We start from the raw sequence: 26,622 nt of genomic DNA, 5'->3' as shown, positions 1-26,622 counted from the left end.
TTGTTAGACTCGATAGATGGTTTCTTTCGATGCCACCGAAGCGCTGGCGCCGTACCGCGAAGGTCGCGGGTATGGCGCCATTCTGTTCGACCGCGAACGGCTGCGGCAAGCCGATGCCAGCCTGTTTTCGCCGCAATCATGGGGCGACAGGGCGCGGCCGGTGGACGCGGGCGGGCGTGGCGGCGCGTGGTTCGTGGATGCGCCATTCGGGCATAGCGTGTTGCGGCAGTACCTGCGCGGCGGCATGGCCGCACGCGTGAGCCGCGATCGCTACCTGTGGAAAGGGGCAGGGCGCACGCGCAGTTTTGCCGAGTTCCGGCTGATGCGCGAACTGATCAAACGCAAGTTGCCGGTGCCGCGCCCGTTGGCCGCCTGCTATCTGCGCGAAGGCGTGGGCTATCGCGCTGCGCTGTTGATGGAGCGGCTGGAAAACGTGCGCTCATTGGCCGACCACGCCCAGGTGGCCGGTCGCGGTGCGCCGTGGGAGGCGACCGGCCAGCTGATTGCACGCTTCCATCGCGCTGGCCTGGATCACGCCGATCTCAACGCGCACAACATCCTGTTCGATGCCGGCGGGCATGGCTGGCTGATCGATTTCGACCGCGGCGTGCTGCGCATTCCGGCCACGCGCTGGCGCGAGCGCAACCTCAGGCGGCTGCATCGCTCGCTGTTGAAGCTGCGCGGCAACCGCAGCCGCGAGGACGTCGACAAGGACTATGCGCGCCTGCATCGGGCCTACGAACTGGCCTGGGGCCGGGGCTACTGATGGACTGGGGCTTGCGGGTGCAGGGAGTCGGCAATGCGTCGGCGGTGGCCCTTGGCTCGCCGATGGCCACGCTCGAGCGCGCCGGTGCGCCCTGGCTGACCATCGATTGCGGCAGCGAGGGGCTGACCGCCTATCAGGCTCACTATGGCCAGCTGCCACAGGCAATCTTCATCACCCACGTGCATCTGGACCATGTCGGTGGCCTGGAACGGGTGTTCGTCGACAGTTATTTTTCCGAGCGCCGCGGGCGCACGCGCCTGTACGTGCCGGCGCCGGTCGTGCCGCTGCTGCAGCGGCGCATCGCCGATTACCCGAATGTGCTGGCCGAGGGCGGGGCGAACTTCTGGGACGCATTCCAGCTGGTGCCGGTCGGCGATGCGTTCTGGCACGACGGCGTGCGGCTGGAAGTGTTCCCGGTCCGCCACCACTGGCCCGAGACGGCTTACGGGTTGCGTTTGCAGGGGGCGCTGGTCTGGACTGGCGATACCCGGCCGATCCCCGAGATGCTGAAGCGTTATGCGGACGACAGCGAGCTCATCGCGCATGACTGCGGCGTTCACGGCAACCCGTCGCATACTGGCGTGGACGATTTGGAGCGGGAATACCCGCAGGACCTGTTGAACCGCATGCTGCTGTACCACTACGCCAGCGACGCCGACGGCGATGTGCTGCGTGCACGTGGCCACCGCGTCGCCGTGCCCGGCCAATACCTTGCGCTGGCGAACCCGACCGCAGCGACGGTGCCCTGATGGGCGCCTTGCTGCTGCCGGATCTTGCCACGGCGCCGATGCAGGACCGCTACGGCCGTCCGCTGCGCGATCTGCGCCTGTCGGTGATCGAGGCCTGCAATTTCCGCTGCGGGTATTGCATGCCGGCCGATCGCGTGCCAGACGATTACGGGTTCGACTCGCAGCAGCGGTTGAGTTTCGATCAGCTGGAAACCCTGGTGCGTGCCTTCGTTTCGGTCGGGGTGACCAAGGTGCGCCTGACCGGCGGCGAGCCGCTGCTACGGCGCGACTTACCGAGCCTGATCGCACGGCTGACCGCGATCGAGGGCATCGAAGATCTGGCGCTGACCACCAACGGCACCTTGCTTGGACGCCAGGCCGTCGCGCTGCGACAGGCTGGGCTGCGCCGCATCACCGTCAGCATGGATGCGCTGGAACCGGCGTTGTTCAGGCGCATGAGCGGCGATCGCGGCGAAATTGCGCAGGTGCTGGCTGGCATTGCCGCCGCCGAGCAGGCCGGTTTCCAGCGGCTGAAGATCAACTGCGTGGTGCAGCGTGGCGTCAACGAAGATCAGGTGCTGCCGTTGGTGGAGCACTTCCGCGGCACCGGGCACGTGCTGCGCTTCATCGAATTCATGGATGTGGGCAGTTGCAATGGCTGGACGCCGGATGCGGTGGTGACCTCGGCGCAATTGCACGAACGCATCCACGCGCGCTGGCCGTTGGTGGCGCTGGACGCCAATTACACCGGTGAAGTGGCGCAGCGCCACGCGTTTGCGGATGGCGCTGGCGAAGTGGGCTTCGTCAGTTCGGTCAGCGTGCCGTTCTGCGGCGATTGCCAGCGTGCGCGCGTCTCGGCCGACGGGCATCTGTATACCTGCCTGTTCGCCAGTCAGGGCCACGACCTCAAGCCGGCCCTGGCCAACGGCGAGCCTGCGCTGGCGATGCATCTGCGCCAGCGCTGGAGCGTGCGTGGCGACCGCTACAGCGAAGTGCGCGCCTCGGTGCCGCGGCGCGGCAAGCCGGTCGAGATGTTCTTGATCGGCGGATGAGCGAGGACGCGCTGCTGGTGCAACTGCGCACGCTGGAGCTGCGTCTGCTCGATCCGCAGCAGCGTGCCGATGTGCAGGTGTTGGAAGCGCTGCTCGATCCGGCCTTTGTCGAGTTCGGTACGTCGGGCCGCCGGTACACGCGGAGCGAGGTGATCGCGGCCCTGCGCGCCTCCGGTGTCGCTGCCGAGTACTGCGCAGAAGACTTCGAATGCGCGCGGCTGGCACCGGATCTTGCGCAGGTGCGCTATCGGTCGGTGGAACGCCGTCAGGGTGTTGAACGGCAGGCCTTGCGCAGCTCGTTGTGGCGCAGCAATGCTGCCGGATGGCAGCTGCTGTTCCATCAAGGCACCTTGTTCACCGAGAATCCCGCATCCTGAGTGCCTGTCTTCGCGTCGCTTCCCATGCCTGCAAATTCCCGCTCCGCCCGCCTGACCCATCTGGACGATGCCGGGCTCCCCACCATGGTGGATGTCTCGGACAAGGCGGTTACCGCCCGTAGCGCCACTGCGGAAAGCCGCGTGCGCTTTCCGGCGGCCGTGGCCGCACAGTTGCGCGCCAACGGCTTGCGTAGTGCCAAGGGCGGCATCGTGGAGACGGCGGTGATTGCCGGCACCATGGCGGTCAAGCGCACGCACGAATTGATTCCGTTCTGCCATCCATTGCCGATCGATGCCTGCCGTTTCGAGATCGACTGGGCGGGCGAGCAGCTGCTGGATATCCGTTGCACGGTGCGCTGCGTGCATCGTACCGGCGTGGAAATGGAGGCGCTTACCGGTGCCAGCGTGGCGGCGCTGACGGTGTATGACATGTGCAAGGCGTTGTCGCACAGCATGAGCATTGGTCCTACCAAATTGGTATCCAAGCGCGGCGGCAAGCGCGACATCGGAGCGGCACAATGACCGCCACGGTGACGGTGCTGTATTTCGCCAGCCTGCGCGAGGCCGCAGGAATTGCCGACGAGCGCGTGCAGAGCGGCGCGCAGGATCTGCGCAGCCTGTACGCGGAACTCGATGCGCGGCATGGCCTGCGCTGGACGCCTGCGCAGTTGCGTGTGGCCGTGGATGGCGCATTCGCGCGCTGGGAGGATGCGCTGCGCGATGGCAGCGAAGTGGTGTTCATTCCGCCAGTGTCGGGAGGTTGAGCGTGAGCGAACAGGTTGCAGCGATCTTTGCGCTTTCCGAGGTGCCGTTGCCGATCGATCGGCTGCGTGCGGGGGTGGAACATCCGCATGCCGGCGCGTTCGCCAGCTTCGAAGGCTGGGTGCGCAATCACAACGAAGGCCGCGGCGTGGCCGGCTTGCGCTACGAAGCCTATGCCGCGCTCGCACAGGCCGAAGGGCAGCGTGTGCTGGACGAAGCAATGCAGCGATACGCCATCGTGCACGCGCATTGCGTGCACCGCGTGGGCGAGCTGCGTATCGGCGACATGGCGGTGTGGGTCGGCGTCAGTGCGGCGCACCGTGGCGCCGCATTCGATGCGTGCCGCTACATCATCGATGAGGTCAAGGCGCGCGTGCCGATCTGGAAGCACGAGCATTACCTGGAAGGCGACGCGGATTGGTTGCATCCCCAATCGCAACCGTAGCAGGCGGATGCGGGTCCGGCGCGCACCTGCGCGCGAGCCGGCGCCGGCCTTGCATAGCCGCGCGGCGCAGCACGAGCTGACTGCCGCTTTTTGCTGGATCGATCGTGCGCAAGTCGATGCTCCGGGTAGCTCGCCTGGAGTCTTGCGAAGTTGGGGTGGTGTCCCCGCCGGTTGACCTCGGCGCCCGCATCGCGCCGTGGGAAGCGCTCACGTTGCGGGGATGGGGGCGCCGTCGCCACGGCGGATACGAATGACTGGTCGGCTTTTCGCCTCGGCTTTGCGCATGCGCGCAGCGCTGCACGTGATGATCGCAGTTGTTCGATCAATCGCGCCCAAGGCAGAGGTTCCAGCTAGTTCGCCTGGCATTGCCGAAAGTTGGGGTGGTGTCCCCGCCGGTTGACCTCGGCGCCCGCATCAATCGATACCGTTGCTGCCTTCCGGCCCTGGCGGGATTTTCGATCTAGCGTCGCGAGGGACCGACGGGGCCACCATAAGACGTGGGCCATTGGCATGGCCCTGCGATTTGCGACATGGGTGTCATTGCGCAAATCATGAAACTGGCGGAGAGAGGGGGAGGGGGGCTGATCCCGCCCGAACGTCCTGATTCTCCTGCAGCCACGCAAACCAGGAAGGCGTCCTGTTTTTTATGGTTCGCCATTGTAGCGGGTCTGGCATGCTCGCCGCTAGCCTAGAATGGTGATGAGGTCTGGCTCAGAGTCTGTACCAGTGAGCTGATGACTGACCCACTCCCGTAAGCTCCCCCGATCCGCAGACACCGCATAAGTAGATCTTTCTGGCATCGTTCCCAAGTCAGGAGGTTCCATGCGCACATCGAAGTTCACCGAGACACAGATCATCGCCACGCTCAAGCAGGCCGACGCAGGCGTTCCAGTCAAAGACATCTGTCGCCAAGTCGGCATCAGCACGGCGACCTATTACCAGTGGAAGAGCAAGTACGGCGGCTTGGAGGCGTCCGAGCTGCGGCGGGTCAAGGAGCTCGAGTCCGAGAACGCCAAGCTCAAACGGATGTATGCCGAGTTGGCGCTCGACAACGCGGCAATGAAGGACCTGATCGCAAAAAAACTCTAGGGCCGGCGCGTAAACGCGAGGCGGTGCGGTTCCTTATCGAGGTCCACGCGCGGCCGTTGCGCCGGTCCTGTGCATGCGTCGGGCTGTCGCGTGTCGCTTGGTATGCACCGCCTCTGGACTGGACGGTGCGCGATGCCGAGCTGATTGCCGAGATCGCGCGTTACGTTGAAGCGCACCCCAGTCGTGGCTTCTGGAAGTGCAGCGACTACCTTCGCAAGCAGCAACCAGGTTGGAATCCCAAACGCATCTATCGCGTTTACAAGGCCATGAAGCTCAACCTACGCCGCGCTGCAAAGCGTCGCCTTCCCAAGCGTGAGCGGGTGCCGCTCTACGTGCCGAGGCTGCCAGACACGGTCTGGTCGGTCGACTTCATGAGCGATGCGCTGGCATGCGGACGACGCTTTCGCACCTTCAACGTGGTGGATGACTTCAATCGCGAGGCGCTGCACATCGAGGTTGACACCTCGATCAACTCGCAACGGCTTGTGCGTGTGTTCGAGCAGATCAAACGCGATCATGGCTTGCCGCAGGTGGTGCGCTCGGACAACGGCCCCGAGTTCCTGGGCGAAGCGTTCACCAGCTGGCTCAAGACCAATGGCGTCGCACTACAGTACATCCAGCCGGGAAAGCCAAATCAGAATGCCTTCATCGAGCGCTTCAATCGCACGTTCCGCGAGGAAGTGCTCGACCTGAATCTCTTCGCCTGCCTCGACGATGTGCGCGAAGCCGCCCACTGGTGGATGATCGACTACAACGAAGCAAGATCCCATGATTCGCTCGGCGGAATGACCCCGGTCGAGTACCGCAACAAGTACGCCGAAAGCTCTACTTTTGAAGTGCCTGCTTGACGGGGGAGCTAACGCAGCGATCGATTCGATAGTTCCAACACAGCCTATCTCGACGAGGCGGGCAACAGGGATGTTTTCACCACGGTTGCTGCTGGCACCGGCCGTGCTCAGAATTCGGGGCGGCTATATCGCCGCATCAGCAACAGCACTACTTATTACCGGGTCATCGAAGAAACTGGCGAATACCGCGATTTCGGTAAGGATGGCCAGCTGCTCGCGGTGCGCAATCCAGCCTCTCCGGATCGTGATGTAACCGTGGTTTACGAGGGCACGCGCATTGCGCGATTGGTTGATGGCCATGGCCGCGCCGTGACGTTCACCTATACCGACGGGCGTGTCACAGGCATGGAGATTCCTGGTGGCGGCATCGTCCTTTACGACTACGATGTGGATGGAAATCTGATTGTCGCAACGTATCCCGACGGCGAAAAGCGCCTTTACCACTATCATGAGAAGGGGCTTGCGGAGCCCCAGCTGGTCAACTATTTGACTGGTATCACCGGGGAGAACGGACAGCGTTACGCTTCGTTTGGTTACGACACTTATGGACGCGTGATCAGCAGCGTTCTCCATGGCGATACCGAGGTGGTCGATGGAGTGACCCTGAACTACGTGGCCGAAGGCGTTACGGAAGTCACACAAGCTTCTGGCGCGGTCAAGCGCTTCGAGTATGGGTCTACCATTTTCAGCCCGCGACGTCCCCCCGCTCTGAGTAGCGGCCGGGTTTAGAGTCCGGAGTTGATGATATCGGTGTTGGCCAGCTGTTGGGCATACGCAGATGGCGTCATGCCGCCAATGGCCTTCTTGGGTCGCTCCTCGTTGTATTCGCGTCGCCAGCGTTCGATCTCGGTACGCGCATGCAGCAGGGTTGGGAACCAGTGCTCGTTGAGGCATTCGTCGCGCAGCCGGCCATTGAACGATTCGACGTAGGCGTTCTGGTTTGGCTTGCCAGGCTGGATCAGCCGTAACTGCACGCCACGCGCATGTGCCCAGGCCACCATCGCTTTGCCGCAAAACTCCTTGCCGTTATCTGTGCGGATCACCTGTGGCAAGCCGCGACTGTGCGCCAGCCGATCCAGCACGCGTGTCACGCCATGGCCCGAGATTGCGCGCTCCACCTCGATGGCGATCGCTTCGTGGGTTGCATCGTCCACGATCACCAGACACTTGATCACTCGGCCTTCGGCGCTGCGGTCGAACACGAAATCCATCGACCACACCTGATTGGCCTGCGATGGCCGCAGCAGCGGCTGACGCTCTCCTATCAGCACCTTTTTGCGCTTGCGGCGCCGGACCTGCAGCTGCTGCTCGCGGTACAACCGCTCCATACGCTTGTAGTTCACGATGCGTCCTTCCTGTCGTAATTTGAGATAGATCATCCCCACACCATAACGGCGATGGCGATGCGCCAACGCACAGATGCGTTCGCGCAGTTCGACGTTGCGATCTTCGCGCGGGCAATATCGCAGCGCACTGGCGCTCATGCCGATCACTGCCAACGCACGACGCTCGCTGGCACCACGCCCGATCCACTCGCGCACCAGCATGCGACGCGCCGGTGCGCTCACCACTTTTTTCGCAGTGCATCCTTGATCAGGTCGTTCTCGAACAGCTGCTCGGCCAGCAACTTCTTCAGCCGCGCGTTCTCGGACTCAAGGTCCTTGAGCCGCTTGGCATCGGGCACGCTCATCCCGCCGAACTTGCTGCGCCACAGATAATAGGAAGCCTCGCTGAAGCCATGCCGCCGGCACAGGTCCTTGATCGCCACACCGGCATCAGCTTCGCGCAGGAAGCCGATGATCTGTTCTTCAGAAAAACGCTTCTTCACGTCCAATCTCCTCGAGTTAGGGAATTGGACTCCAAACTGAGGTGCTACTCAAAATCGGGGGGGCGTCGCCCGGTCAACAACGTAACCGAAGGCCCAGCAAGCACGTCCAACACCTACTTCAGCGATGGTCGGCTGCAAAGCGTGACGGACGCATCGGGCAGCAAGGTTTCCTACGAATACGCGCCGGCGTATCAATCGGCGGTGACGGTCGGCGACGGCACGCCGGAGGCGGTGCGCACCGAGAGCGTGAGAGATGCGCTGACCCACCAATTGACCGAGCTCAATGTGAAGGGGGCGCAGGGGCTGGTTGTGTCCAAGCGATGGACTCGCAATGAGCGTGGCCAAGCACTGACCCAGGTCGAGCAAGATGCCGTTTCCGGGAAGCAGCGTCAGCAGACCCTCACCTATTGCGAGCAGGCCGACGTAACCGCAGGAAGCTGCCCCCTGGTGGGAGTGCTGCTGCGTGTGGACGGAGCGCGCACGGATCTCAGCGACGCCACCACCTACGACTACTATCCCGCGGCCCAGGGCGGAGACCTGAAGACGATCACCAATGCAGTGGGCCAGGTCACCCAACTCCTCAGTTACGATAGCGCCGGCCGTGTGTTGTCGCAGAAGGATCCGAATGGGGTTGTGACCGACTACAGCTACGATGCGCGAGGTCGGCTGACGGCAAGCATGGTCCGGGGACAGGACAGCGGCTCGGAGACGGATGACCGCATTACGCGCTACAGCTATTGGCCCACCGGCTTGGTCAAGCAGGTTGCGCTGCCGGGCGGCGACGTGTCTAACTTCACCTACGACAGCGCATTCCGGCTGACCCGGGTATCGGATCGTTACGGCAACTCCTTCGTCTACACGCTGGACACGTCGGGACACCGGATCAAGGAAGACATCACGGATGCCAAAAACACCTTGCTGTTCACGGTGTCCCGTATTTACGACGAACTCGGTCGCCTGAAGACGCAGGCGGATGCGCAAGGCAACCCAACGGATTTTACCTACGATGCAGTGGGCACGTTGAAGGAGCGGATAGACGCCATGGGTAGGTCAAGCACCTATGCCTATGATGCATTGCATCGCTTGAAGCAGAGTATTGAAGACACCGCCGGCATCAAGGCGACGAGCGCTTTCCAATACGACGTGCTTGGACAACCGTCAGTGGTAACGGACCCGAAAGGCCTGAAGACGACCTACAAGCGCAATGGTCTGGGCGAACTGTTGGCGTTACAGAGTCCCGACACGGGCAGCACCGGCTTCACCTACGACGACGCAGGCAACGTGCTGTCCAGGAAGGACGCAGCTAACCGGCAAGCCACCTACACCTACGATGCATTGAACCGCCCAGTGTCGGTGACCTATGCCGATGCAGCGCTCGAGACCCGTTTTGTCTACGACGTGGCCCCGGCCGTCTGCGTGGCGGGAGAGCAATTCGCAGCCGGGCGCTTGGCCAGCATGAAGGACGGCAGCGGCACGACGCAGTATTGCTACAACCGATTCGGCGACCTGGTGCGCAAGGTCCAGACGACCAATGGCAAGGCATTGACGGTCCGTTATGCCTACACGGCAGGCGGGCGCCTGACGAGCATGGTTTATCCGGACGGGGCGATGGTTGACTATGTCCGCAATGAGCTGGGTCAGATCGCCGAGGTTGGCTATACCGCGCCTGGCGGCTCGCGCGAGGTGTTGGTCAAGGGTGCCACGTATCTGCCCATGGGCCCGGTGGCCGGCTGGACCTACGGCAACGGGCGCGTGCTGACCCGAGCTTACGACCAGGATTACCGCCCCAAGGCCATTCAGGACAAAGCGGTTGGCGGTCTGGATGTCGGGTTCGGGTTCGATGCGGTGGGCAATCTCACCGCACTGACCCCAGCTGGCAATCTAACGCCGGAGATCGGCCTGGGCTACGACACGCTCGGCCGCCTCACAGCCCTCGCCGACGGGGTCACCGGAACCGTCATTGATGGCTATAGCTATGACGCCACCGGCAATCGCCTTAGCGCCAAGGTCGGCAGCGTTATACAGGCTTACACCTATCCAACGACCAATCATCGCCTGAGTGCGGTAGCAGGCGTGGCGCGCACCTACGACAAGACAGGCAATACGCTGAGCATCGGTGGCAAGGCGAGGGAGTTCCCCTACGACGCATCCGGCCGCATGAGCATGGTCAAGCGTGCAGGCGTGCTTGTGATGAATTATCGCTACAACGGTAAAGGCGAACAGGTGCGCCGCTTCTTGGGCACAACTAACACCTACACGCTTTATGACGAAGCCGGCCATTGGCTGGGCGACTACGATAACAATGGCGCGCCCAAGCAGCAGGCGATCTGGCTGGACGACATGCCGGTAGGCCTGCTGGCCAACGCCAACAGGCTGCACTACATCGAACCCGATCACCTGGGCAGCCCGCGTGTGGTGGTTGACCCGGCTCGTAACGTGGCGGTGTGGAGCTGGAGCCTAAAGGGTGAGGCCTTCGGCAACACTGCGCCGAATCAGGATCCGGATGGCGATGGTGCGGCGTTGGTGTTGGATATGCGTTTTCCGGGGCAGCGGTTTGATGCGGCTAGCGGGTTGAATCAAAATTACTTCAGGGACTACGACTCTGCTACCGGGCGATATGGGCAGAGTGATCCTCTCGGCTTGAGAGGCGGAATTAGCACATACGCCTATGTAGGCCTAAACCCCTTCTATGCCAGTGACCTTTTTGGGCTTGAATCGCCTGGTTGGTGGTCTTTCCCTCCTGGAAAGCAACGAGAGGACTGGCGGAGAGCCCAAACATCTGGTTATAAAGGGGAGCTCAATGCTCAGTTTGGCGTTGCAGCTTCTTACGGTAATTTTGCTGCGGGCGGGGGCGGCGAGGCAGGTGTTGCTCTCGATACGGCTCTAACAGTGTGCGTTTACGTGAAGGGTTGCGGGGCATCCCCGGTAGCCGGCGGGTTCATTGGGGGGCTGGCGGGCTCAGTTAGCGGTTCCTGCGGAACTGGCGAATTGTCTTCTGGTAAAAGCCAATCAATGCAACTCCAGCTTGGTGCTTTTGAAGGGGGCGGTTTGAAGGGGTCCGTGGAAATTGGGAAAAGTGGTGGGGCGAGCGTGGGTTTAAACGGTGGCGTGGGAGCCCAAGCTTCAGGCGGACTACAACAATGCGCAACTAAAATGTGGTGCACTAAATGAAATACAAATCCGTAAGAGGCGATAAGGCTCTGCTGGCCGGCGCCGGCACATTTTGTGTTTGCCTGATAACAGCGCTACTCCTGTTTTTTTTGAAATATCAAAAAATAATTGATGTTCCTTTTATATTTTTTGGATTCCTTTCTATAGTAATGGCGGTGGCAGTAATCTTCACTGCCCAGCATGGGTTAAATAATTACTTAAGGAAGTGAATTAGTGTCGATGAAGTATTTAACCAACTGTCATGCGCTCCTTGTGACGATTTAGCTAAGTGCGCCGAGCTGTGAAGAGGGCGGTGATCGGCGAGTGAAAATTTAATCTTGCTGATGTGCTTGTCGTTGGCATTATTCGTGGATTTTTGGTCATGGTGATTTCGAGTGCGAAAAGACGAGTGATGTCTCTGTCGCAATTTTCAGTCGATAGCGAAGGGAGACGTTTACCTAGGATGGGTCATTGTCAGTAGTTCCCAGTGAGTAGCTTTTTATTTAGAGGATTCCATTGCGAGCTCAAAAGTCCATTGCCTCCTAAAATTTCCTGATTAGCCCTGACTCTCAGCCATGAAAATTGCTCGCTGCACGCAGGACCGGCTCTGGACATGGGTTGGATTGCATCATGGCCGTGGCAAGTCGCGGCAGCATCTCGCGCAAGCGGAATCGACGATTAAAACGATAGGCCGCTTCTCCCAGGTAGCGCCTTGCGTATTTGCCTTGCGCGATAGCGTGATACACGCCGCTGATGGCGCGTTTGAGATTGCCCAGCACCACGTTGAGCCAACGTGCACCGGCCGTTTCGGTCGCGGCACGACCACCGCCAGTGTCCAGCGTGGTGTGCGCGTGGCCGGCGTCTTCCAGCCGGCGGAAGCAGGCCAGCCCATCGGTGTAGACCTCGCATTCGGGCGCCAGGCGACGGGCAATCCAGTCCTGCAGCGAGGTGTTGTCGAAGCTGCGCACCGGCTCAATCACCACAAAGCGCGGCGCGGTGAAGGTGGCATCGGTCTGCACCGCAATCAGGAACGCTTGTTTGTTCTCTGATCCGCGTCCGGCCTTGCCACCGTTACGCTCGCCGCCGAGATAGGCATCGTCGATCTGCACGAAACCCGCCAATTTCCGCGTGGCTTCACGCTCGGCCATGACCTGCATGATCTTGTGCTTCATCCCGCCAGGCCGTCTTGTAGTTAACCCCCAGATGACGCATCAGCTCCAGTGCGGCCATGTTGGTTTTGGTCGAGGTCAACAGGTGCAAGGCCAGCATCCAGGTGCGCAGCGGCAGTTTGGTGCCGTCGAACATCGTGCCTGCCATCAGACTGGTCTGATGCCGGCACGCGCTGCATTGGTAGTAGATCGCAGCACGCCGCTTGAAACGCGAGCGCACGCGCCCGGCACAAACAGGGCAACGAAAGCCCTGCGGCCAACGCCACGTGTAGAGCGCGCGATAGCACTTGGCCTCGGTGCCGTAGAACGCGAAGAACTCAGGCATCGACAATCCAGCCTGGAACTGCACCGCATTGATGCTCATCACGTCACCTCGTTGGCTTCAGAGTGACAGCAGCATCCACCCAGCGCGGCGCAGATCCTGCGACTGGCGGCTGAAGGTCAGGGCTAATCAGGTAAAATTTTTGATCAATCCCTCGATTAGAACGTTCCTCGTAAAGGCTCTAGACCTTCACATCGAGCGGCAGGTCGATGGACTTTGTCGCAATCTGCCATCACGGCGGCGCGGGATTCGTGCGGAAGTCTGGGTGTGCTCATGTGGATTGCTTCCTTGGCTTCGAGGGTTTCTTGCTCGGCGGTGGTTCTTTGAGCAACGGTAGGAGGGCAGGAAGACCGAGGCCGTAGGCCAACACCGAGAGCCCCGGCGATACGCTCCCCAGGCCATTGAGTTTCTCCTTGGCGGTGAACGCCCGGCTGTAAGTGACGTGGTGCTCGTCGTCCAACTCGTGGCCGACCAACTGAGCCCGGAGCTCGGACACCACGCCCGCGCCCTGCAACTCTTGAATCAAGGTCTTGCGGAGCGAGTGGAAGCCGCGCTTGGCCGTGGGCCAGTTCTTGCCCACCTCGACCAGGTGCCGGCTGAAGGCTTTGGAGATCCAGTTGCCTTGCCCATTTTTAGCGTCGGCCTTGGCCGCCGGGAACAAGCGCTCCTGGCCCTCGGTTCGCGCCCGCTCGACCCAGGTTAGGAAGCCCAGGGCGAGCAGGTCGGGGTGAACCGGCACGGTCCGCAAGCTCACGTCGGTTTTCACTTTCTGGTGTTCGCCTTCGTCCGAAATCTGGATGCAAGGGATACCGCCGTCCTCCACCACGTCGGCGGTCAGCAGTTGGCCGACCTCCGAAGCGCGGGCGCCCGTATACAAGCCAATGAGGGAGGCCCACCGCGCGGTCAGGGGCAGGCCCTCGAAGGCTGCGGGTGCGAACAAGGCCTGGACCTGGTGGGCGTCGTAGGCTTTGAAGGCGAACTTGCGCCGGGCCCGCTTCTCGCGGTTGGAGTAGCTCACGTGCCCAGACGCAGGATTGTCGCCGCGGGGGTAGTGGCCGGAGGCTTGGGCCCACTCGAAGAACCCGCCCTTGCCGCCGATGTATGACTGCTTGTTGGTGAGCGTGGGTGTAGAGGCGCCTTTTTCCCGCATGTCCTGATACCAACGCGCCAAGTCCGAGCGGGTGACCGTGTGCAGCTTGGTCTTCTCGCCCAAGAAGCTGGTCAACAGCTCGATGGCGGTCCGCTTGATGGTCCAGGTCTTGGGCAGGGCGCTGCCCTTGAGGCTGTTCAGCCAGGCGTCTCGGGCCTTCCCGAGCGTGATTGATTCGAGGGAAGGTTTGGTTACCCGCCTCGGCGTGGGGAGAGGCGGCACGTGCTGTTGAATCAGCTCCCCCAGCGCGCTGGGCTGCGGGGCGGTGAGCGCCATCAGCTGCTGGAAGAGTGTGACGTCCTCTGGGGTGTCGATCTGCCATTGCTCGGTGATCGACCCGTCCGCCGAGCGCGTCCGATTCAAGGTCAGCTCCTGCGGGCGTTGGGTGCCGGTCAGGCGCGCCAGAAGCGCGTCCAGGTCGTCGTCTTGGCTTTGCATGCGTCGTTCCTTCAACACAGTGAAGACCTGAGCATAGCGGGCGGCCAGGGTCAGCGCGCGCAGTCTTGCCTCGCGCATGTCGTAGGTGTGCAGGGTGCGTTTGAAGGTCTGGCGACCCACGATGGGCTGCAAATCGACCGGCACACGCTGTCGGTAGGACCAGAGTCCGGAGGGGGCTCGAACAAGATGATGAGGGATGCGCATGGGCGTCGTGTGTTCCGACTTGCGCAGCTGCAGCCAGTGTTTACGCTAACAAAAAACCCCTGATTTCTCAGGGGTTTGCGTATTCTGGCGGAGAGAGGGGGATTCGAACCCCCGAAGCGCGGTTTAGACGCTTACACACTTTCCAGGCGTGCTCCTTCAACCACTCGGACACCTCTCCGTGCCTGCCCGACCGTGGTCGAACAGGGCCGCAAATTCTAGCGGTCGCCGGCCCGTACCACAAGCTGAATCTTCCAGCCGCAGTCGCTGAGACCGGGCATGGCACAATATCGGCTCAAACAGAGCCGGTTGCCCGATGTCTTATCTCGTTCTCGCCCGCAAGTGGCGCCCGAAGCGTTTTGCCGAACTCGTAGGCCAGGAACACGTGGTCCGCGCGCTCAGTAACGCGCTCGACAGTGGGCGCGTGCATCACGCGTTCCTGTTCACCGGCACCCGTGGCGTGGGCAAGACCACCATCGCGCGCATCTTCGCCAAATCGCTCAATTGCGAGACCGGCACCAGTGCCGATCCCTGCGGGACGTGCCCGGCCTGCCTGGACATCGACGCCGGGCGCTACATCGACCTGTTGGAGATCGATGCCGCATCCAACACCGGCGTGGACGATGTGCGCGAGGTGATCGAAAACGCGCAGTACATGCCCTCGCGCGGCAAGTTCAAGGTCTACCTGATCGACGAAGTGCACATGCTGTCCAAGGCGGCGTTCAACGCGCTGCTGAAGACGCTGGAAGAGCCACCGGAGCACGTGAAGTTCCTGCTGGCCACCACCGACCCGCAAAAATTGCCGGTGACGGTGTTGTCGCGCTGCCTGCAGTTCAACCTCAAGCGATTGGACGAAGACCAGATTCAGGGGCAGATGACGCGCATCCTGGCCGCTGAACAGATCGAGTCGGATCCGTCGGCGATCGTGCAGCTGTCCAAGGCGGCCGACGGCTCGCTGCGCGATGGTCTGTCGCTGCTGGACCAGGCCATCGCCTATGCCGGCGGCGCGCTGCGCGAGGATGTGGTGCGCACCATGCTGGGTACGGTCGATCGCACCCAGGTCGGCGCGATGCTGCAGTCGCTTGCCGATGGCGATGGCGCGCGCCTGTTGCAGGTGGTGGCCGCGCTGGCCGAATTTTCGCCCGATTGGAGCGGTGTGCTGGAGGCCCTGGCCGAGGCCCTGCACCGGGTGCAGGTGCAGCAGTTGGTGCCATCGGTGGCCTTTGTCGGCGACGGGATCGACCCGACGCCGTTTGCGGCGCAGCTGCGGCCGGAAGTGGTGCAACTGTGGTACCAGATGGCGCTCAACGGGCGACGCGACCTGTATCTGGCGCCCAGCCCGCGCGCCGGTTTCGAAATGGCAGTGCTGCGCATGCTTGCCTTCCGCCCCGTAGCGGCGGTGCCGGCTGGCGGCTCGGACGACGGTCGCGGTGCCACGGCGGGCGGTGGTGCGCGTTCTGGCGCTGCCGGCGGTCAGGCTGCTGCGCCGGCAGCGGCAGCGCCCGCCGTAGTGGCCTCGCCTGCTGCGGTGACGGATACGATGCCGGCTGCGGAAGCGTCCTTGCCGGCATCAGCGACCCGGGCAACGCCGATTTCGGCTGCGCCTCCCGTTGTCGTGCTTGCCCCCCAAGAGTCTTCTCCGGCCAGCCGTGCGTCTGCAGCCAGTGCGCGTAATGACGACACGCCGCCGTGGGCAGTGGACGATGCGCCGGTGCGTGCGCAGGTCGCGCCGGCACCCGACACGATGGCCGTGCTTGCGCCTGAAGCGGCGATGGCTCCGCCAGCTGCCACCGTCGAGCTCGCGCACCCCGATGCGATTGCGTCCGACGCTGTGGTGGAGGCTCCGGCTTCGGTCGCAGTGTCTTCGCTTGTCGAGCCCTCGTCGCTTGAGGAGCCAGCGGTGGTCGCGCCACCGGCAACGGCAGGGGCTGCATCAGACTCGGTGACCGACGCGACGGCCCTGCTCGATGACGGCCGCATCGCCGATGCCGAGCAATGGCTGGAGCTGGTCACGCGCAGCGGCTTGAATGGCCCGTCGCGGCAGCTGGCCGCCAACGCCGCATTTATCGGCCATCGCGATGGCGTGCTGCGGCTGGCGCTGGCGCCGGGCTTCGAATATCTGAACTCCGAGCGCTCCATCGCCAACCTCGCGCAGGCGCTGGCACCGGTGTTGGGAAACCCGCCGCGCATCGTCATCGAAACCGGCAGCGCCGATGTCGAAACCTTGCACGAGCGTGCCAACCGCCAGAAAGGCGAGCGCCAGAGCGCGGCCGAAACAGCCTTCATGAACGACCCGACGGTGCAGTTGCTGATCCAGCAGCAAGGCGCGCGGATCGTGCCCGATTCCATCCGCCCTTACGACGAGTAACGACCCATGCGTGGAAATATTGCCCAACTGATGCAGCAGGCGCAGAAGATGCAGGAAAACCTGCAGCGCGCCCAGGAAGAACTGGCCAAGCTGGAAGTCACCGGCACCGCCGGTGGTGGCATGGTCAGCGTGACGCTGACCGGCGCCAAGGAGTGCCGCAAGGTGCGCATCGACCCGAGCATCCTCTCCGACCAGGAGATGGCCGAGGATCTGATCGCCGCCGCCTTCAACGACGCCTCCAACAAGATCGACGCCGAATCCAAGGACCGCATGGGCTCTGCGACCGCCGGCATGCAGTTGCCGCCGGGCATGAAGTTGCCGTTCTAAGCGAGGGGATTCGGGAGTGGGGATTCGGGATTAGCCAAGCGCAAAGGCCTTTGCCGTTGCGAATCCCAAATCCCGAATTTCCAATCCCGGCCACCCGATGTCCACTTTGCTCGAACAACTGATCGAGGCCTTCCGGGTATTGCCCGGCGTGGGCCAGAAGTCGGCCCAGCGCATGGCCTATCACGTGCTCGAGCGCGAGCGCGAGGGTGGGCGGCGGCTGGCCGCTGCGTTGGGCAACGCGGTGGAAAAGGTGGGGCATTGCGTGCAATGCCGCGACTTCACCGAATCGGAAATCTGCACCATTTGCGCCAGCAGCAGCCGCGACCGGCAGCAGCTATGCGTGGTGGAGTCGCCGGCCGATCGCCTGGCGATCGAACATGCCACCGGCTACCGCGGGCTGTATTTCATTCTGCAGGGGCGCCTGTCGCCGCTGGATGGCATCGGCCCGCGCGAACTGGGGCTGGATCGGCTCGGCGAGCGTCTGGCTGCCGGCGAAGTGACCGAAATGATCATCGCCACCAATGCGACGGTCGAAGGCGAAGCCACGGCCCATTACCTGGCGCAACTGGCGCGCCAGCACGCAGTACGCCCAAGCCGGCTCGCCCAGGGCATGCCGCTGGGTGGCGAGCTGGAGTATGTGGACCGCGGCACCCTGTCGCACGCCTTCGGCACCCGCAGTGAGGTGCTTTGAGGGCCGGGATTGGGGAGTCGGGATTGGGGATTCGCAAAAGCCGGTCGGCGCGCGCGGTAAGCTTTGGCCAATCCCGAATCCCGAATCCCGAATCCCGAATCCCGTCTATGACCGACACCATCTTCGGCAAAATCATTCGTCGCGAAATTCCGGCCACCATCGTTTACGAGGACGATGAGGTGCTGGGCTTCGAAGACATCGCGCCGCAGGCGCCGGTGCATGTGCTCTTCATTCCCAAGCAGCACGCCTTTCCGACCCTGGACGATGTGCCGCCGGAGCAGGCGCTGCTGGTTGGCAAGCTGGCCATCGCAGCGGCGACCTATGCGCGTGCACAAGGGCTGGCGCAAGACGGCTACCGCATCGTGATGAATTGCCGCGAGCATGCCGGCCAGACGGTGTTCCATCTCCATCTGCATTTGCTGGCCGGTGCGCCGCTGGGCCGCTTCGGCACGCCTTGACGCGTCGTCGGATCGCGCGTTGCGCGCAAGCCGCGTCATGCAGCGATCGTCGTGCACAAACAAAAACGCCGCTCCCTGCGAGCGGCGTTTTTGCGAGTAACACAGCTCAGCGGCGCATTACCACCAGCCGCGGCCCCAGCCCCAACCGCCGCCCCAGCGCGGACCCCACGGGTCGCCCCACGGGCCATACGGGTAAGCCGGCACGACTTCCACGTCGCGCACGACCGGCCACAGGTAGACCACGTCGGCATTGACCTTGGGCAGCTTGTAGTCGTATTCGCCGATCTTGGTGGTTTCGTAGCCTTCGATCTTGCCGATGAAGGTCACTTCGCGGCCCGGCTCGAACACCGCCGGATCGTAGAAGCCCGAGCGGCAGGCCAGGAAGCGGCCATCGCTGGCATCCACGGCATTACGGTCGGGGCGACCGCTGGCATTGAGCGGGCGCGAGATCAGCTCGAAGCAGGTCTGGCCCTGGCCAGGCGTGGTCTTGATGATCTTGCCACCCCAGCGCACGGACGTGCCGACCTGGGCGCTGGCAGTTGAATCACTCGGACTGACCGCGGGGAACTGGCCCTGCAGCGGCTTGGGTGCGGTGGCGCAGGCTGCGAGCCCGAGCACAGCGATAAGAGGAACAAGAAAACGGGTACTCATGAGGAAGCTCCGGTTCGCGGGCGATGCTGCAGCAAGTCTTTCAAGAGAGTGGCGCTGTCCGAATCAGCGCCAGCGTATCGCGCGGCAGCGAAACGTTGGCTGAGTGCCAACAGTGCCGTATTCGGGTGTGAGCGGGCGACACGTTGCGCCCACACACCGGCCGGTTCGTGCGGTTCACGGGCAAGGCCGAGCTTGCGGTAGCGGCGGCTCAGCCGGTGCCAGGCGCGCAGCAACGGGTCGCGCTCACGTTCGCCACGTGCCAGCAGCCAGCCCATCCACGCCAGCGCGCTTACCGCGAACACGCCGAAGATGGCGGCCAGCTGCGAGGTGTCCAGGCGATCGATGCCGAAGGGTTGCAGCAGCCGTTGCTGACGGTCGGCGTCGAAGGACAGCACCAGCTCGTTCCAGCCGCGCCGCAGCCAGTCGCTGACCTGGCCCAGGCTGGCCCATGTGCCGAGGTCGGCGAAGTCGTTGCCGCCGCCGGCTTGCAGGCGATCTTCGAGGGTGTCATAGATGCGTTCCGGCGCCACTGCGGCGGTGGGGTCCACGCGAACCCAGCCACGCCCGGCCAGCCAGACTTCGGCCCAGGCGTGCGCGTCCATGCGGCGTACCACCCAGTAATTGCCCAACCGGTTGTAGGTGCCGCCGGCATACCCGGTCACCACGCGCGCCGGGATGCCGGCCGCGCGCATCAGCACCACGAACGAGGAGCTGAAGTGTTCGCAGAAACCGGCCTTTTGCTGAAACAGGAACTCGTCGACGCTGTTGCGGCCGAGCAGCGGCGTGTCCAGCGTGTAGGCGAATTCTCGGGTGATCCACTGCAGTGCGCGCTGCACCACCGCATCGTCGTTGTTGCCGGCCTCGCCACGCCATTGCCGTGCCAGCGTCAGCGTACGCGGATTGAAACCGGGCGGCAGGGCAAGTGCACGCTTGCGCAACTGGTCGGGCAGGTCGGTATCGAAGCGCGTTGGCGGTGCCGATTGCAGGTCCCAGCGCGTCAGTGCGCTCAACGGCCGTTGCGCGAACAGTTCGTAGTCCGGCGATAACTCGGCGTTGGGCACGCCCTGGGTAGGCAGATCCAGCGACACCAGCTGGCGGCGATCGGTGGGCTCGTAATCCAGGCGATAACGGTAGGTTTGCGGACCTGCGGTGACCGAAGCGGGCTGACCGCGGCCGGTCCAGCGCGCGCGCTGCCAGGTGCGGCCGTCGAAGTCCCACATCACCGGGCCGCGCCAGTAGCGCTGTTGCGGCGGCGGCGCCTTGCCGGCAAATTGCACGCGCAAGGCCGGGCTGTCGTCGGCCATCAGGTCGATCCATTCGCCCGGCGACATGTTGTCCGACAGGCCAGGCCGGGATAGCGCGCGCTCGGGCACGCCCCACAGCGGCGCACTCAGCCGCGGCAGCAACCAGAACGTGGCCAGCGCCAGCGGCACGCCGATGGCAACCAGCTTGCCCATACTGCGCAATTGCAGGCGCAGGGCCGGCGTGGCGGCGTGGTGTTCTTCGTCGGCCAGCCGCTGCATGCTCAGCAAGGCGCTGACCACCGCCAACAATGCCAGGCCCATCGTTGCCGGGCCCTGGTCGAGCAGAAAGGCGGCAAACGGTGCGAACAACGCAAAACCCAACAGGCTGCGGGCATCGCGCAAGGTGCGCAGTTCGGAGGCCTTGATCGCCAGCATCGATGCCAGCACCGCGCAGCCGGTATCGCGGCCAAAGCGCATGCCGATCTGCCAATACACCGCTGCCAGCATTGCGATCACCAACAACAGCCGCACCGGCGCCATCAAGGTGCCGCGCCAGCTCAGCACGCCGACCAGCACCGCCGCCACCGCGACAGTGGCCGCAAGCAGGCCGGGCAACTGCAACAGCAGCGGGGTCAAGGCCAGCCAACTGGTGGCCAGTACCCAGGCGCGGCTGGCCTGGCTGATCGGGGGCGAGGGCTCAGTCATGCGGAAGCAGGGCCAGGGCGCGTTGGCACAGGTGGTGGTGCGAAGGTCCTTGCGCGGGACCTAACGGTGGCTGGCCAGGCAACAGCAGGCGATACCGGCGCCCGTCGCGCTCGGCCAGGTTGACCCAGCGGGCAAGGCGCGCAATGCGGCGCTCGTACGGCAGCGCGCTGAGCGCCCGCCAGTCCAGTGTGACGTCGATTCCCAGCGGTTGTTCGTATTCGCGCACCAAGAGGGTGTCGCGCCGTGCCGAGTGTTTCCAGGAAATGGTGCGCGGAGCGTCGCCAGCGCGATACGGGCGCAGCTGGTGCAGCTCTTCGCCTTGCGCATGCAGACGCGTCTTGTTGGGCGAGCCCGTCCCCTCGGGCAGCGCCGGACCCTGTTCTTCGGGCCGGGGGTAGGCCAGCAACGGCGTTTCCGGCCATACCCACGACCAGGCGCGCACCAGGCCCAGCGGCTGGGTGCTGGACAGGCGGATGCGCTCGATATCCTGCCAGCCGCGGCGCTCGGTCGGCACCAGCAGGTCGATCTCGGCCATGTCGTGCTCGATCAACGCACAGAAGCCGCTGCTGTCCAGATGATCCAGCCGCAGCCCGCGTCGCGCGCGGGTATCGCGACGCGCCAGCGACACCCGCATGCGCAGCGGTTCGCCGGCGACCACCGGTTCTGCCGAGACCGCTTCGATACGCAGTGCCGATAGCTGCAGGTGCGCCATGATGCTGCTGGCGATCCCGGCCGTGGCCAGCAACAGCGCGAGCAGCAGCGCCGGATTGTTGTTGTAGTTCAGTGCGCCGAGCAGCATCGCCAGCAGTAACGCCGTGACGAACAGCCCGAAGCGGGTCGGCAACACATAGATGCGCCGCCGATCCAGCACGATCGGCAAGCCCTCCGCGCCCCGCGGCCGCGCCAGCAGGCTGAGTCGGCGGACGATGCCGCGCAGGTGCGCGCGCACCAGGTCAGTCCACCGGCACGCTGTGCAGCAGCGCCTTGGCCAGTGCCGGCCCGGACGACGATTCGGCTTCCGGCACCAGCCGGTGCCCAGCCACGGCCACAAACAGCGCCTGCACGTCTTCGGGCAGCACGTGCTCGCGCCCAAGCAGCAGTGCGTAGGCCTTGGCCGCGCGCAGCAAGGCGATCCCGGCGCGTGGCGACAGGCCCACGCGCACCCCGGCATGCTGGCGGCTACGCAGCAACAGGGCCTGCACATAGCCGATCAGCGCATCGCTGGCATGGATCTGGTTGACCACACCGCGCAGCGCGACCACGTCGGCGTCGCTCAGTTGCGGGGCGGCCTGGGCAATCAGTTCGCGCCGATCCGTACCCGACAGCAGCGCACGCTCGGCATCGGCGCTGGGGTAGCCCAGGCTCAGCCGCAGCAGAAAACGGTCCAGCTGCGAATCGGGCAGCGGAAAGGTGCCGGACAGATCGACCGGGTTCTGCGTGGCAATCACGAAAAACGGCTCCGGCAATGCATGCGTCACGCCATCCAGGGTCACCTGCTGCTCGGCCATTGCTTCCAGCAGCGCGCTCTGCGTACGCGGCGGGGCCCGGTTGATTTCGTCGGCCAGCAGCACGTTGGTGAACACCGGTCCGGGATGGAACTGGAACTGCCGCGAGGCGGCGTCGTAAACGGACACGCCCAGCACATCGGCCGGCAGCAGGTCGGAGGTGAACTGCACGCGCTGGAAGCCCAGCCCCAGGCTGGAGGCCATCGCGTGGGCGAGCGTGGTCTTGCCCAGGCCGGGCAGGTCCTCGATCAATAAATGTCCTCCGGACAGCAAGGCCACGAATGCCAGCCGCACTTCCTGCGCCTTGCCCAGCAGCAGCGAATTGACCTGGTCTTGCGCGCGCCGCAGCGATTGGCGCAGCGCATCGGTTAGCATTTCCGTGGAACGCAGCGGTGTCGACATCACAATTCCGTAGGTGAAAAGAGTGCACAGGGCAATGCAGGGGGACCAACGCGCACATCGCACCTTCGTGATCCTGTGGACACTGGCGACAGCCGTCAAGCTGTTGATCGCCGCACGCTTGCCGCTCTTCGTTGACGAGGCCTTCTACTGGCAGGAAGGCCAGCATCTGGCGGCGGCGTATTCGGATCTGCCGGGCATGACCGCCTGGCTGGCGCGGCTGGGCGTGGAGCTGGGCGGACATCATCTGCTGGCGCTGCGGCTGCCGTTTCTGGCCATTTCCGCGCTGATTCCCTGGTTGATCGCGCATATCGCCACACGCTGGTTCGGCTCCACGATGGGGTGGCAAGCTGGCAGCCTGACCTTGCTGATGCCGCTGTCTGCAACGCTGGGCATTCTGGCCGTGCCGGATGTGCCGATGGCGTTGGCGGCGGTGCTGTGCATGGATGCCGGGGCGCGCTTGTTGCGCGAGGTCGATGCCACCAGTGCGCTGGAGCTCGCCATCGGCCTGGTCATCGGCGCGCTCAGCCACTACCGCTTTGTCGGGGTGATCGGGGTGGGCTGCATCGCATTGCTGTGCATCCCGCAGGGGCGTGCGGTGTTGCGCGACCCACGCATCTGGATGGCACTGACCGTCGGCGCGGTGAGCTGGCTGCCGCTGCTGTTCTGGAATACCGACCACGACGATGCCGGGTTGCGTTTTCAATTGGTCGACCGGCACCCGTGGCGGTTCCAGATCGGCGGGCTGTGGTTTGTGCTGATCCAGACGGTGGCGGTGACGCCGCTACTGGCCTGGGCGATGGTCAAGGTCGGTCTGGCCGGCACCCGCAGCGGCGGCGGCTCGCGCGCGCAGTGGCGCTATTTCGGTTTGCTCGGCGGCATTTCGACCGTGGCGATCTTCGTGCTGGGCTTCTTCAGCGATGCCGAGCGGATCAGCTTCCACTGGCCATTGCCCGGCTACCTGGCGTTGCTGGTGGCGGTGCCGGTGATCCTGATGCGTTGGCCGCATCCGCTGCGCCGCGCGGCGTGGCTTATCGCACTGCTGGGCATGCTTGGCGCATACGGCTACTACCTGGCGGTGTCGGTGCCGTCGATCCGCGCGCATGCCGCTGGCGAAAAGTACTACCCGCGCAACTTCGCCGGCTGGAACGATCTGGCCCATGCGGTCAAATCCCGATTGGCGCAGATGCCGCCAGGCACGCGCGTGTTGGCAGAAAATTTCAAGGTTGGCGCCGAGCTCGGCTTCCAATTGCACGACGCCAAGATCGAGGTGCTGCATGCCGCGTTGAACGACAAGCACGGGCGCAGCGCGCAGCTGCAGCAGTGGGGCCTGCTCAGCGATGGCACGCGCACCGGACCACGGCTGCTGGTGCTCTCACCCAGCGATCAGCGCTATCGCGAGCTGTTGAAGCGCTACCACGCCATCTGCGACATGGTCGGCCCGCTGCCGCCGCCCACCGTGGTGTCCACCGATCACGGCTATCAGCGCTTTCTGCTGTTCGCACTGCCTGCGCAACGCCAGCCGGGCCCGTGCGTGGCCCCGGCGATGGCTTGGATCGATGCGCCGCTGCCGAAGGTCTCGGTGTCCGGCAAGTTTGAGGTGCGCGGCTGGGCCTTCAAGGATGGCGTCGGGCTGGCGAATGTCGAGCTGCTGCTCGACGGTCGCCCGGTCGCGCAGGCTAGGTACGGCACGCCGCTCGATGTGCGCCCATACTGGAAAATCTCCAACGACCCACAGCACCCCAACGTCGGCTTCACCGCCGCGCTCGACACCCACGCCTTGCCGCCCGGCACTCATTGGTTGGGGCTACGCCTGCACGGCCGCGACGGCAGCGTTGAAGATTGGTGGGAGCAACCGCTTACTGTCAGAAATGATGCCCAGTTGCACCGATCGAGCGCCCGTTAGAGCGGTCGGCAAGAGTCGCCACGCTGTTCAAGCAAACTTCTACGTTGTCCTGTTTCTCGGGCCGAAGACGTAGCTGTGGGTGAGGAGCGTTGCAACTCGATCAGAGATACTGAGCGAAAACGTTTGGCCGCGCTGGCGGTCGCCAAGATGCACCCATCAGGCCTTGTGCTTGGCTCCCCCGTCGTGACAGGGTCGGCGCTGGCCGACAAGGCAATAAAGGAAAAGCAATTGCAGCGCAAATATAGGGATTTATCCAGCGACTCCGGCGACCGGCTGGGAGCAGACCGGGCTTGGAACAGGCTCTCGCGCCAGTTGCTGGTTGGTGCAAAGTGGTTCTATCTCGCGGTCGGCGTGCTGGCAATGGTCGCGCTGTCGCCCAAGGTGCTCTATGCCGATCCATGGCGATTCGCAAACAACCTGCTGAGCCAGCCTTGGCCGCGCAACGTACTTGCGGTGGATAACGGACATCGTGAGGTCCTGCCCAATCTGCTGCGTCTTGCCGAGCTCAGATGGTTTGATGGAAATCAATGGCTGCAGATCTGGGCGGGTGTTGCGCTGGCTTTGCTGACAGTGTGGATGCTGCTACGTCTGGTTCGGACTGAGCGTCTGGGTGCTATGGCGTACGCTGCCGCCGGGCTGGTTTGTACGCTGAGTGTTTTCTGGCTGGGAAACGAGCGGGCACTGGCGCATGCAAATGAGTCGGTGCATGTCTATCTGATTACCACGTTTCTGGTCGGCGGTTGTTGCTTGCTCGGTCGCGGTGGCGGTTGGTGGCGTGCCGTGCTTGCGGCACTGTGCGGGCTCGCGGCGACCTTCTGTTTTGGTGCGGGGATTGCCACCTTCGTTGCCTTGCTGGTGATGTTGTTGCTGCGGAGGGCGTCATGGCTCCAGTGGTGCATTGTGCTAACGGGCTTTTCTGTATCCCTGCTGCTGGTCGTGGGCTTTGGTGATGCGCACATGCAAAATGCGCGCGTCATCGCGCCACTTTCTCAATTGGATATTGTGCTGGGTTGGCTGTCGGCGCCGTTTATCTATGCCTTGCTGCCACTGGTTGACGTGAGCGTTGCAGAAAAATTGCCGGTGGAATCATTGAGGGCAATGGCCGTTGCAATCTCACATGGGTACACATCGGTATTCGGCCCGGTCATGATCTCGGCCTGGCCGCACAGAGTGGTCGGGCTGTTGGGCGTAAGTGGGTTGATGGGCATTACCTACTCGCGCTGGCGTCAGCGGGCCGAATCGGCTGCAGAGCTGACGGCGATCTCGATGGCCTGGTTTGCGCTTGCCGTCGGAGCGGCAATCGCGTTGGCGCGAGCCGTGTATTTTCAGTCGTTTCCCGAGCAATTGCTCGCGGCGCGCTACTTGCCTTGGTCGGTCCTGTTCTGGAGCGGTCTATTGTTGTGGTCGTTCGTTCGGTATGGAAATTTGCACCCGCGCCGTGTCGCGTTGGCGGGCCTGGCGCTGGCCTGTTGCCTGGTGCCGAGCACGCTATGGATGGCGCTCCTTGCGCAGCGCATGCAGACTGCCGCCAACATGACGGCAACCGCAGCAGCGGCCGGCGTGATTGATGTCGATGCCATCCACGGAGAGACGGTTCTTGCGGAAGTTGCCGACGCGCTGCCGGTACTGAAGGCAGCAGATACGTCCATCTTCGCTTGGCCAGAAACGCGCTATCTGGAGGGCGCGCAGGTCCCCACCGATCCAGTTGCCATCGACGATGTTGCTGCGACACCTGTCCGTAACCTCTTGAAAGATGCCTCGGCGGTTCGATTTGATTTCAAGGCAGAGACATCGGCGTCGCGGCTGGTACTGGTATGCGATGAAGCTCCGCTAGGCATGGCAACGCGTGTGGGAGGGGCGCAGTGGGTTGGTTGGTCGGCACGCAGCGTTGCTCCCTCGTGTCTTCGTGCTTTCAAGGTAAGAGGGAGCACCTGGTTTTAGGCTTGCCTTCGCGTCTGGTGGTTCAAGCGGCTGAAGCGGTTCTGGCGCCCTGCTTGCCTGGCAAGTGAGGTCTTGCGCCCTTCTGAGTCATCGCTGTCGATC

The 26,622-nt window shown here is 63.6% G+C and carries 23 protein-coding genes, 1 tRNA gene, 1 other RNA gene and 1 pseudogene; 17 read left to right on the top strand and 9 right to left on the bottom strand.

What is annotated here, in order from left to right:
• Window positions 1–16: 16 nt before the first annotated feature.
• Genes AC1POX_RS16690 through AC1POX_RS16660 form a run of 7 tightly spaced genes read left to right on the top strand, consistent with a single transcriptional unit; the run spans window position 17 to window position 4,130 of the window.
• Entirely contained in the window at window positions 17–766 is a 750-nt protein-coding gene (locus tag AC1POX_RS16690) for a 3-deoxy-D-manno-octulosonic acid kinase (protein WP_008571294.1), read from the top strand.
• Window positions 766–1,515 carry an MBL fold metallo-hydrolase gene (locus AC1POX_RS16685; protein WP_031421420.1) on the top strand — a complete coding sequence of 250 codons (750 nt, stop codon included), beginning with the start codon at window positions 766–768 and terminating at the stop codon, window positions 1,513–1,515. The genes AC1POX_RS16690 and AC1POX_RS16685 overlap by 1 nt, the downstream gene beginning before the upstream one ends.
• Window positions 1,515–2,546: a GTP 3',8-cyclase MoaA gene (gene moaA / locus AC1POX_RS16680; protein ID WP_218555370.1), complete on the top strand. Its 1,032-nt coding sequence runs from the start codon at window positions 1,515–1,517 to the stop codon at window positions 2,544–2,546. The genes AC1POX_RS16685 and moaA overlap by 1 nt, the downstream gene beginning before the upstream one ends.
• The gene (locus AC1POX_RS16675) at window positions 2,543–2,923 is read left to right on the top strand and encodes a nuclear transport factor 2 family protein (RefSeq protein ID WP_372356408.1); all 381 of its coding nucleotides are present in this window, start codon (window positions 2,543–2,545) and stop codon (window positions 2,921–2,923) included. Before moaA ends, AC1POX_RS16675 begins: the two co-directional genes overlap by 4 nt.
• A 24-nt stretch (window positions 2,924–2,947) precedes the next feature.
• Window positions 2,948–3,445, top strand: a complete 498-nt coding sequence (moaC, locus tag AC1POX_RS16670) for a cyclic pyranopterin monophosphate synthase MoaC (RefSeq protein ID WP_008571290.1) — start codon at window positions 2,948–2,950, stop codon at window positions 3,443–3,445.
• Window positions 3,442–3,687, top strand: coding sequence for a molybdopterin converting factor subunit 1 (gene moaD / locus AC1POX_RS16665; RefSeq protein ID WP_008571288.1), 246 nt, complete (start codon window positions 3,442–3,444; stop codon window positions 3,685–3,687). Before moaC ends, moaD begins: the two co-directional genes overlap by 4 nt.
• The gene (locus tag AC1POX_RS16660) at window positions 3,684–4,130 is read left to right on the top strand and encodes a molybdenum cofactor biosynthesis protein MoaE (RefSeq protein WP_008571286.1); all 447 of its coding nucleotides are present in this window, start codon (window positions 3,684–3,686) and stop codon (window positions 4,128–4,130) included. The genes moaD and AC1POX_RS16660 overlap by 4 nt, the downstream gene beginning before the upstream one ends.
• A 386-nt stretch (window positions 4,131–4,516) precedes the next feature.
• On the opposite strand, the gene ffs is transcribed toward AC1POX_RS16660, so the two are convergent.
• An RNA gene (gene ffs, locus AC1POX_RS16655) (signal recognition particle sRNA small type) lies at window positions 4,517–4,613 on the bottom strand.
• A gap of 339 nt (window positions 4,614–4,952) precedes the next feature.
• Between ffs and AC1POX_RS16650 the strand changes: the two genes are divergently transcribed.
• Together AC1POX_RS16650 and AC1POX_RS16645 are read left to right on the top strand one after the other, a co-directional pair.
• Window positions 4,953–6,067 (top strand): IS3 family transposase gene (locus AC1POX_RS16650; protein ID WP_481108587.1). Its coding sequence is split into 2 segments (ribosomal slippage): window positions 4,953–5,207 and window positions 5,210–6,067, totalling 1,113 coding nucleotides; the frame shifts between segments, so codons are not numbered across the junction.
• A 219-nt stretch (window positions 6,068–6,286) separates the two neighbouring features.
• Window positions 6,287–6,796 (top strand): hypothetical protein, encoded by a 510-nt coding sequence (locus tag AC1POX_RS16645; protein ID WP_372356407.1) that lies wholly within the window; start codon window positions 6,287–6,289, stop codon window positions 6,794–6,796.
• Here AC1POX_RS16645 and AC1POX_RS16640 read toward each other — a convergent pair.
• Window positions 6,793–7,895 (bottom strand): IS3 family transposase gene (locus AC1POX_RS16640; RefSeq protein WP_481108586.1). Its coding sequence is split into 2 segments (ribosomal slippage): window positions 6,793–7,637 and window positions 7,637–7,895, totalling 1,104 coding nucleotides; the frame shifts between segments, so codons are not numbered across the junction. The two genes, AC1POX_RS16645 and AC1POX_RS16640, sit on opposite strands and share 4 nt — an antisense overlap.
• Window positions 7,896–8,453: 558 nt before the next feature.
• Between AC1POX_RS16640 and AC1POX_RS16635 the strand changes: the two genes are divergently transcribed.
• Together AC1POX_RS16635 and AC1POX_RS16630 are read left to right on the top strand one after the other, a co-directional pair.
• Window positions 8,454–11,066, top strand: a complete 2,613-nt coding sequence (locus AC1POX_RS16635) for an RHS repeat-associated core domain-containing protein (protein WP_372357188.1) — start codon at window positions 8,454–8,456, stop codon at window positions 11,064–11,066.
• Window positions 11,063–11,275: a hypothetical protein gene (locus AC1POX_RS16630; protein ID WP_143030868.1), complete on the top strand. Its 213-nt coding sequence runs from the start codon at window positions 11,063–11,065 to the stop codon at window positions 11,273–11,275. Before AC1POX_RS16635 ends, AC1POX_RS16630 begins: the two co-directional genes overlap by 4 nt.
• Window positions 11,276–11,614: 339 nt before the next feature.
• On the opposite strand, the pseudogene AC1POX_RS16625 reads toward AC1POX_RS16630, so the two are convergent.
• The 3 genes and pseudogenes from AC1POX_RS16625 to AC1POX_RS16615 all read right to left on the bottom strand — a co-directional run bounded on the left by AC1POX_RS16625 (window position 11,615) and on the right by AC1POX_RS16615 (window position 14,506).
• Window positions 11,615–12,578: pseudogene (locus AC1POX_RS16625) on the bottom strand (IS1595-like element IS1595 family transposase).
• 229 nt (window positions 12,579–12,807) lie between these two features.
• The gene (locus tag AC1POX_RS16620; protein ID WP_372356406.1) at window positions 12,808–14,328 is read right to left on the bottom strand and encodes a DUF6538 domain-containing protein; all 1,521 of its coding nucleotides are present in this window, start codon (window positions 14,326–14,328) and stop codon (window positions 12,808–12,810) included.
• A gap of 85 nt (window positions 14,329–14,413) precedes the next feature.
• Window positions 14,414–14,506: transfer RNA gene (locus AC1POX_RS16615), tRNA-Ser, on the bottom strand.
• Between the two features lie 135 nt (window positions 14,507–14,641).
• Between AC1POX_RS16615 and dnaX the strand changes: the two genes are divergently transcribed.
• The 4 genes from dnaX to AC1POX_RS16595 all read left to right on the top strand — a co-directional run bounded on the left by dnaX (window position 14,642) and on the right by AC1POX_RS16595 (window position 18,169).
• Window positions 14,642–16,693: a DNA polymerase III subunit gamma/tau gene (gene dnaX, locus AC1POX_RS16610; protein ID WP_372356405.1), complete on the top strand. Its 2,052-nt coding sequence runs from the start codon at window positions 14,642–14,644 to the stop codon at window positions 16,691–16,693.
• A 6-nt stretch (window positions 16,694–16,699) separates the two neighbouring features.
• Window positions 16,700–17,020 (top strand): YbaB/EbfC family nucleoid-associated protein, encoded by a 321-nt coding sequence (locus AC1POX_RS16605; RefSeq protein WP_005913896.1) that lies wholly within the window; start codon window positions 16,700–16,702, stop codon window positions 17,018–17,020.
• Between the two features lie 97 nt (window positions 17,021–17,117).
• Entirely contained in the window at window positions 17,118–17,711 is a 594-nt protein-coding gene (gene recR / locus AC1POX_RS16600; RefSeq protein WP_011346623.1) for a recombination mediator RecR, read from the top strand.
• A gap of 107 nt (window positions 17,712–17,818) precedes the next feature.
• Window positions 17,819–18,169 carry a histidine triad nucleotide-binding protein gene (locus AC1POX_RS16595; protein ID WP_008571618.1) on the top strand — a complete coding sequence of 117 codons (351 nt, stop codon included), beginning with the start codon at window positions 17,819–17,821 and terminating at the stop codon, window positions 18,167–18,169.
• A gap of 117 nt (window positions 18,170–18,286) precedes the next feature.
• Here AC1POX_RS16595 and AC1POX_RS16590 read toward each other — a convergent pair whose 3' ends face one another.
• Genes AC1POX_RS16590 through AC1POX_RS16575 form a run of 4 tightly spaced genes read right to left on the bottom strand, consistent with a single transcriptional unit; the run spans window position 18,287 to window position 22,676 of the window.
• Complete coding sequence (locus AC1POX_RS16590; protein WP_007968994.1) at window positions 18,287–18,820, bottom strand: Slp family lipoprotein; 534 nt, start codon at window positions 18,818–18,820, stop codon at window positions 18,287–18,289.
• Entirely contained in the window at window positions 18,817–20,769 is a 1,953-nt protein-coding gene (locus AC1POX_RS16585) for a transglutaminase TgpA family protein (RefSeq protein WP_372356404.1), read from the bottom strand. The genes AC1POX_RS16590 and AC1POX_RS16585 overlap by 4 nt, the downstream gene beginning before the upstream one ends.
• The gene (locus tag AC1POX_RS16580) at window positions 20,762–21,718 is read right to left on the bottom strand and encodes a DUF58 domain-containing protein (protein ID WP_014089540.1); all 957 of its coding nucleotides are present in this window, start codon (window positions 21,716–21,718) and stop codon (window positions 20,762–20,764) included. Before AC1POX_RS16580 ends, AC1POX_RS16585 begins: the two co-directional genes overlap by 8 nt.
• Window positions 21,719–21,722: 4 nt before the next feature.
• Window positions 21,723–22,676, bottom strand: a complete 954-nt coding sequence (locus AC1POX_RS16575) for an AAA family ATPase (protein WP_031421433.1) — start codon at window positions 22,674–22,676, stop codon at window positions 21,723–21,725.
• A 34-nt stretch (window positions 22,677–22,710) separates the two neighbouring features.
• On the opposite strand from AC1POX_RS16575, the gene AC1POX_RS16570 reads away from it, so the two are divergent.
• Both AC1POX_RS16570 and AC1POX_RS16565 read left to right on the top strand, forming a co-directional pair.
• The gene (locus AC1POX_RS16570; RefSeq protein ID WP_277574293.1) at window positions 22,711–24,579 is read left to right on the top strand and encodes an ArnT family glycosyltransferase; all 1,869 of its coding nucleotides are present in this window, start codon (window positions 22,711–22,713) and stop codon (window positions 24,577–24,579) included.
• 147 nt (window positions 24,580–24,726) lie between these two features.
• Entirely contained in the window at window positions 24,727–26,520 is a 1,794-nt protein-coding gene (locus tag AC1POX_RS16565) for a hypothetical protein (RefSeq protein WP_372357187.1), read from the top strand.
• Window positions 26,521–26,622 lie beyond the last annotated feature (102 nt).

The organism is Xanthomonas sp. NCPPB 3442 (genome assembly GCF_056725145.1).
The sequence above is the reverse complement of the archived record's forward strand: the minus strand, read 5'-3'. Positions and strand labels throughout refer to the sequence as shown.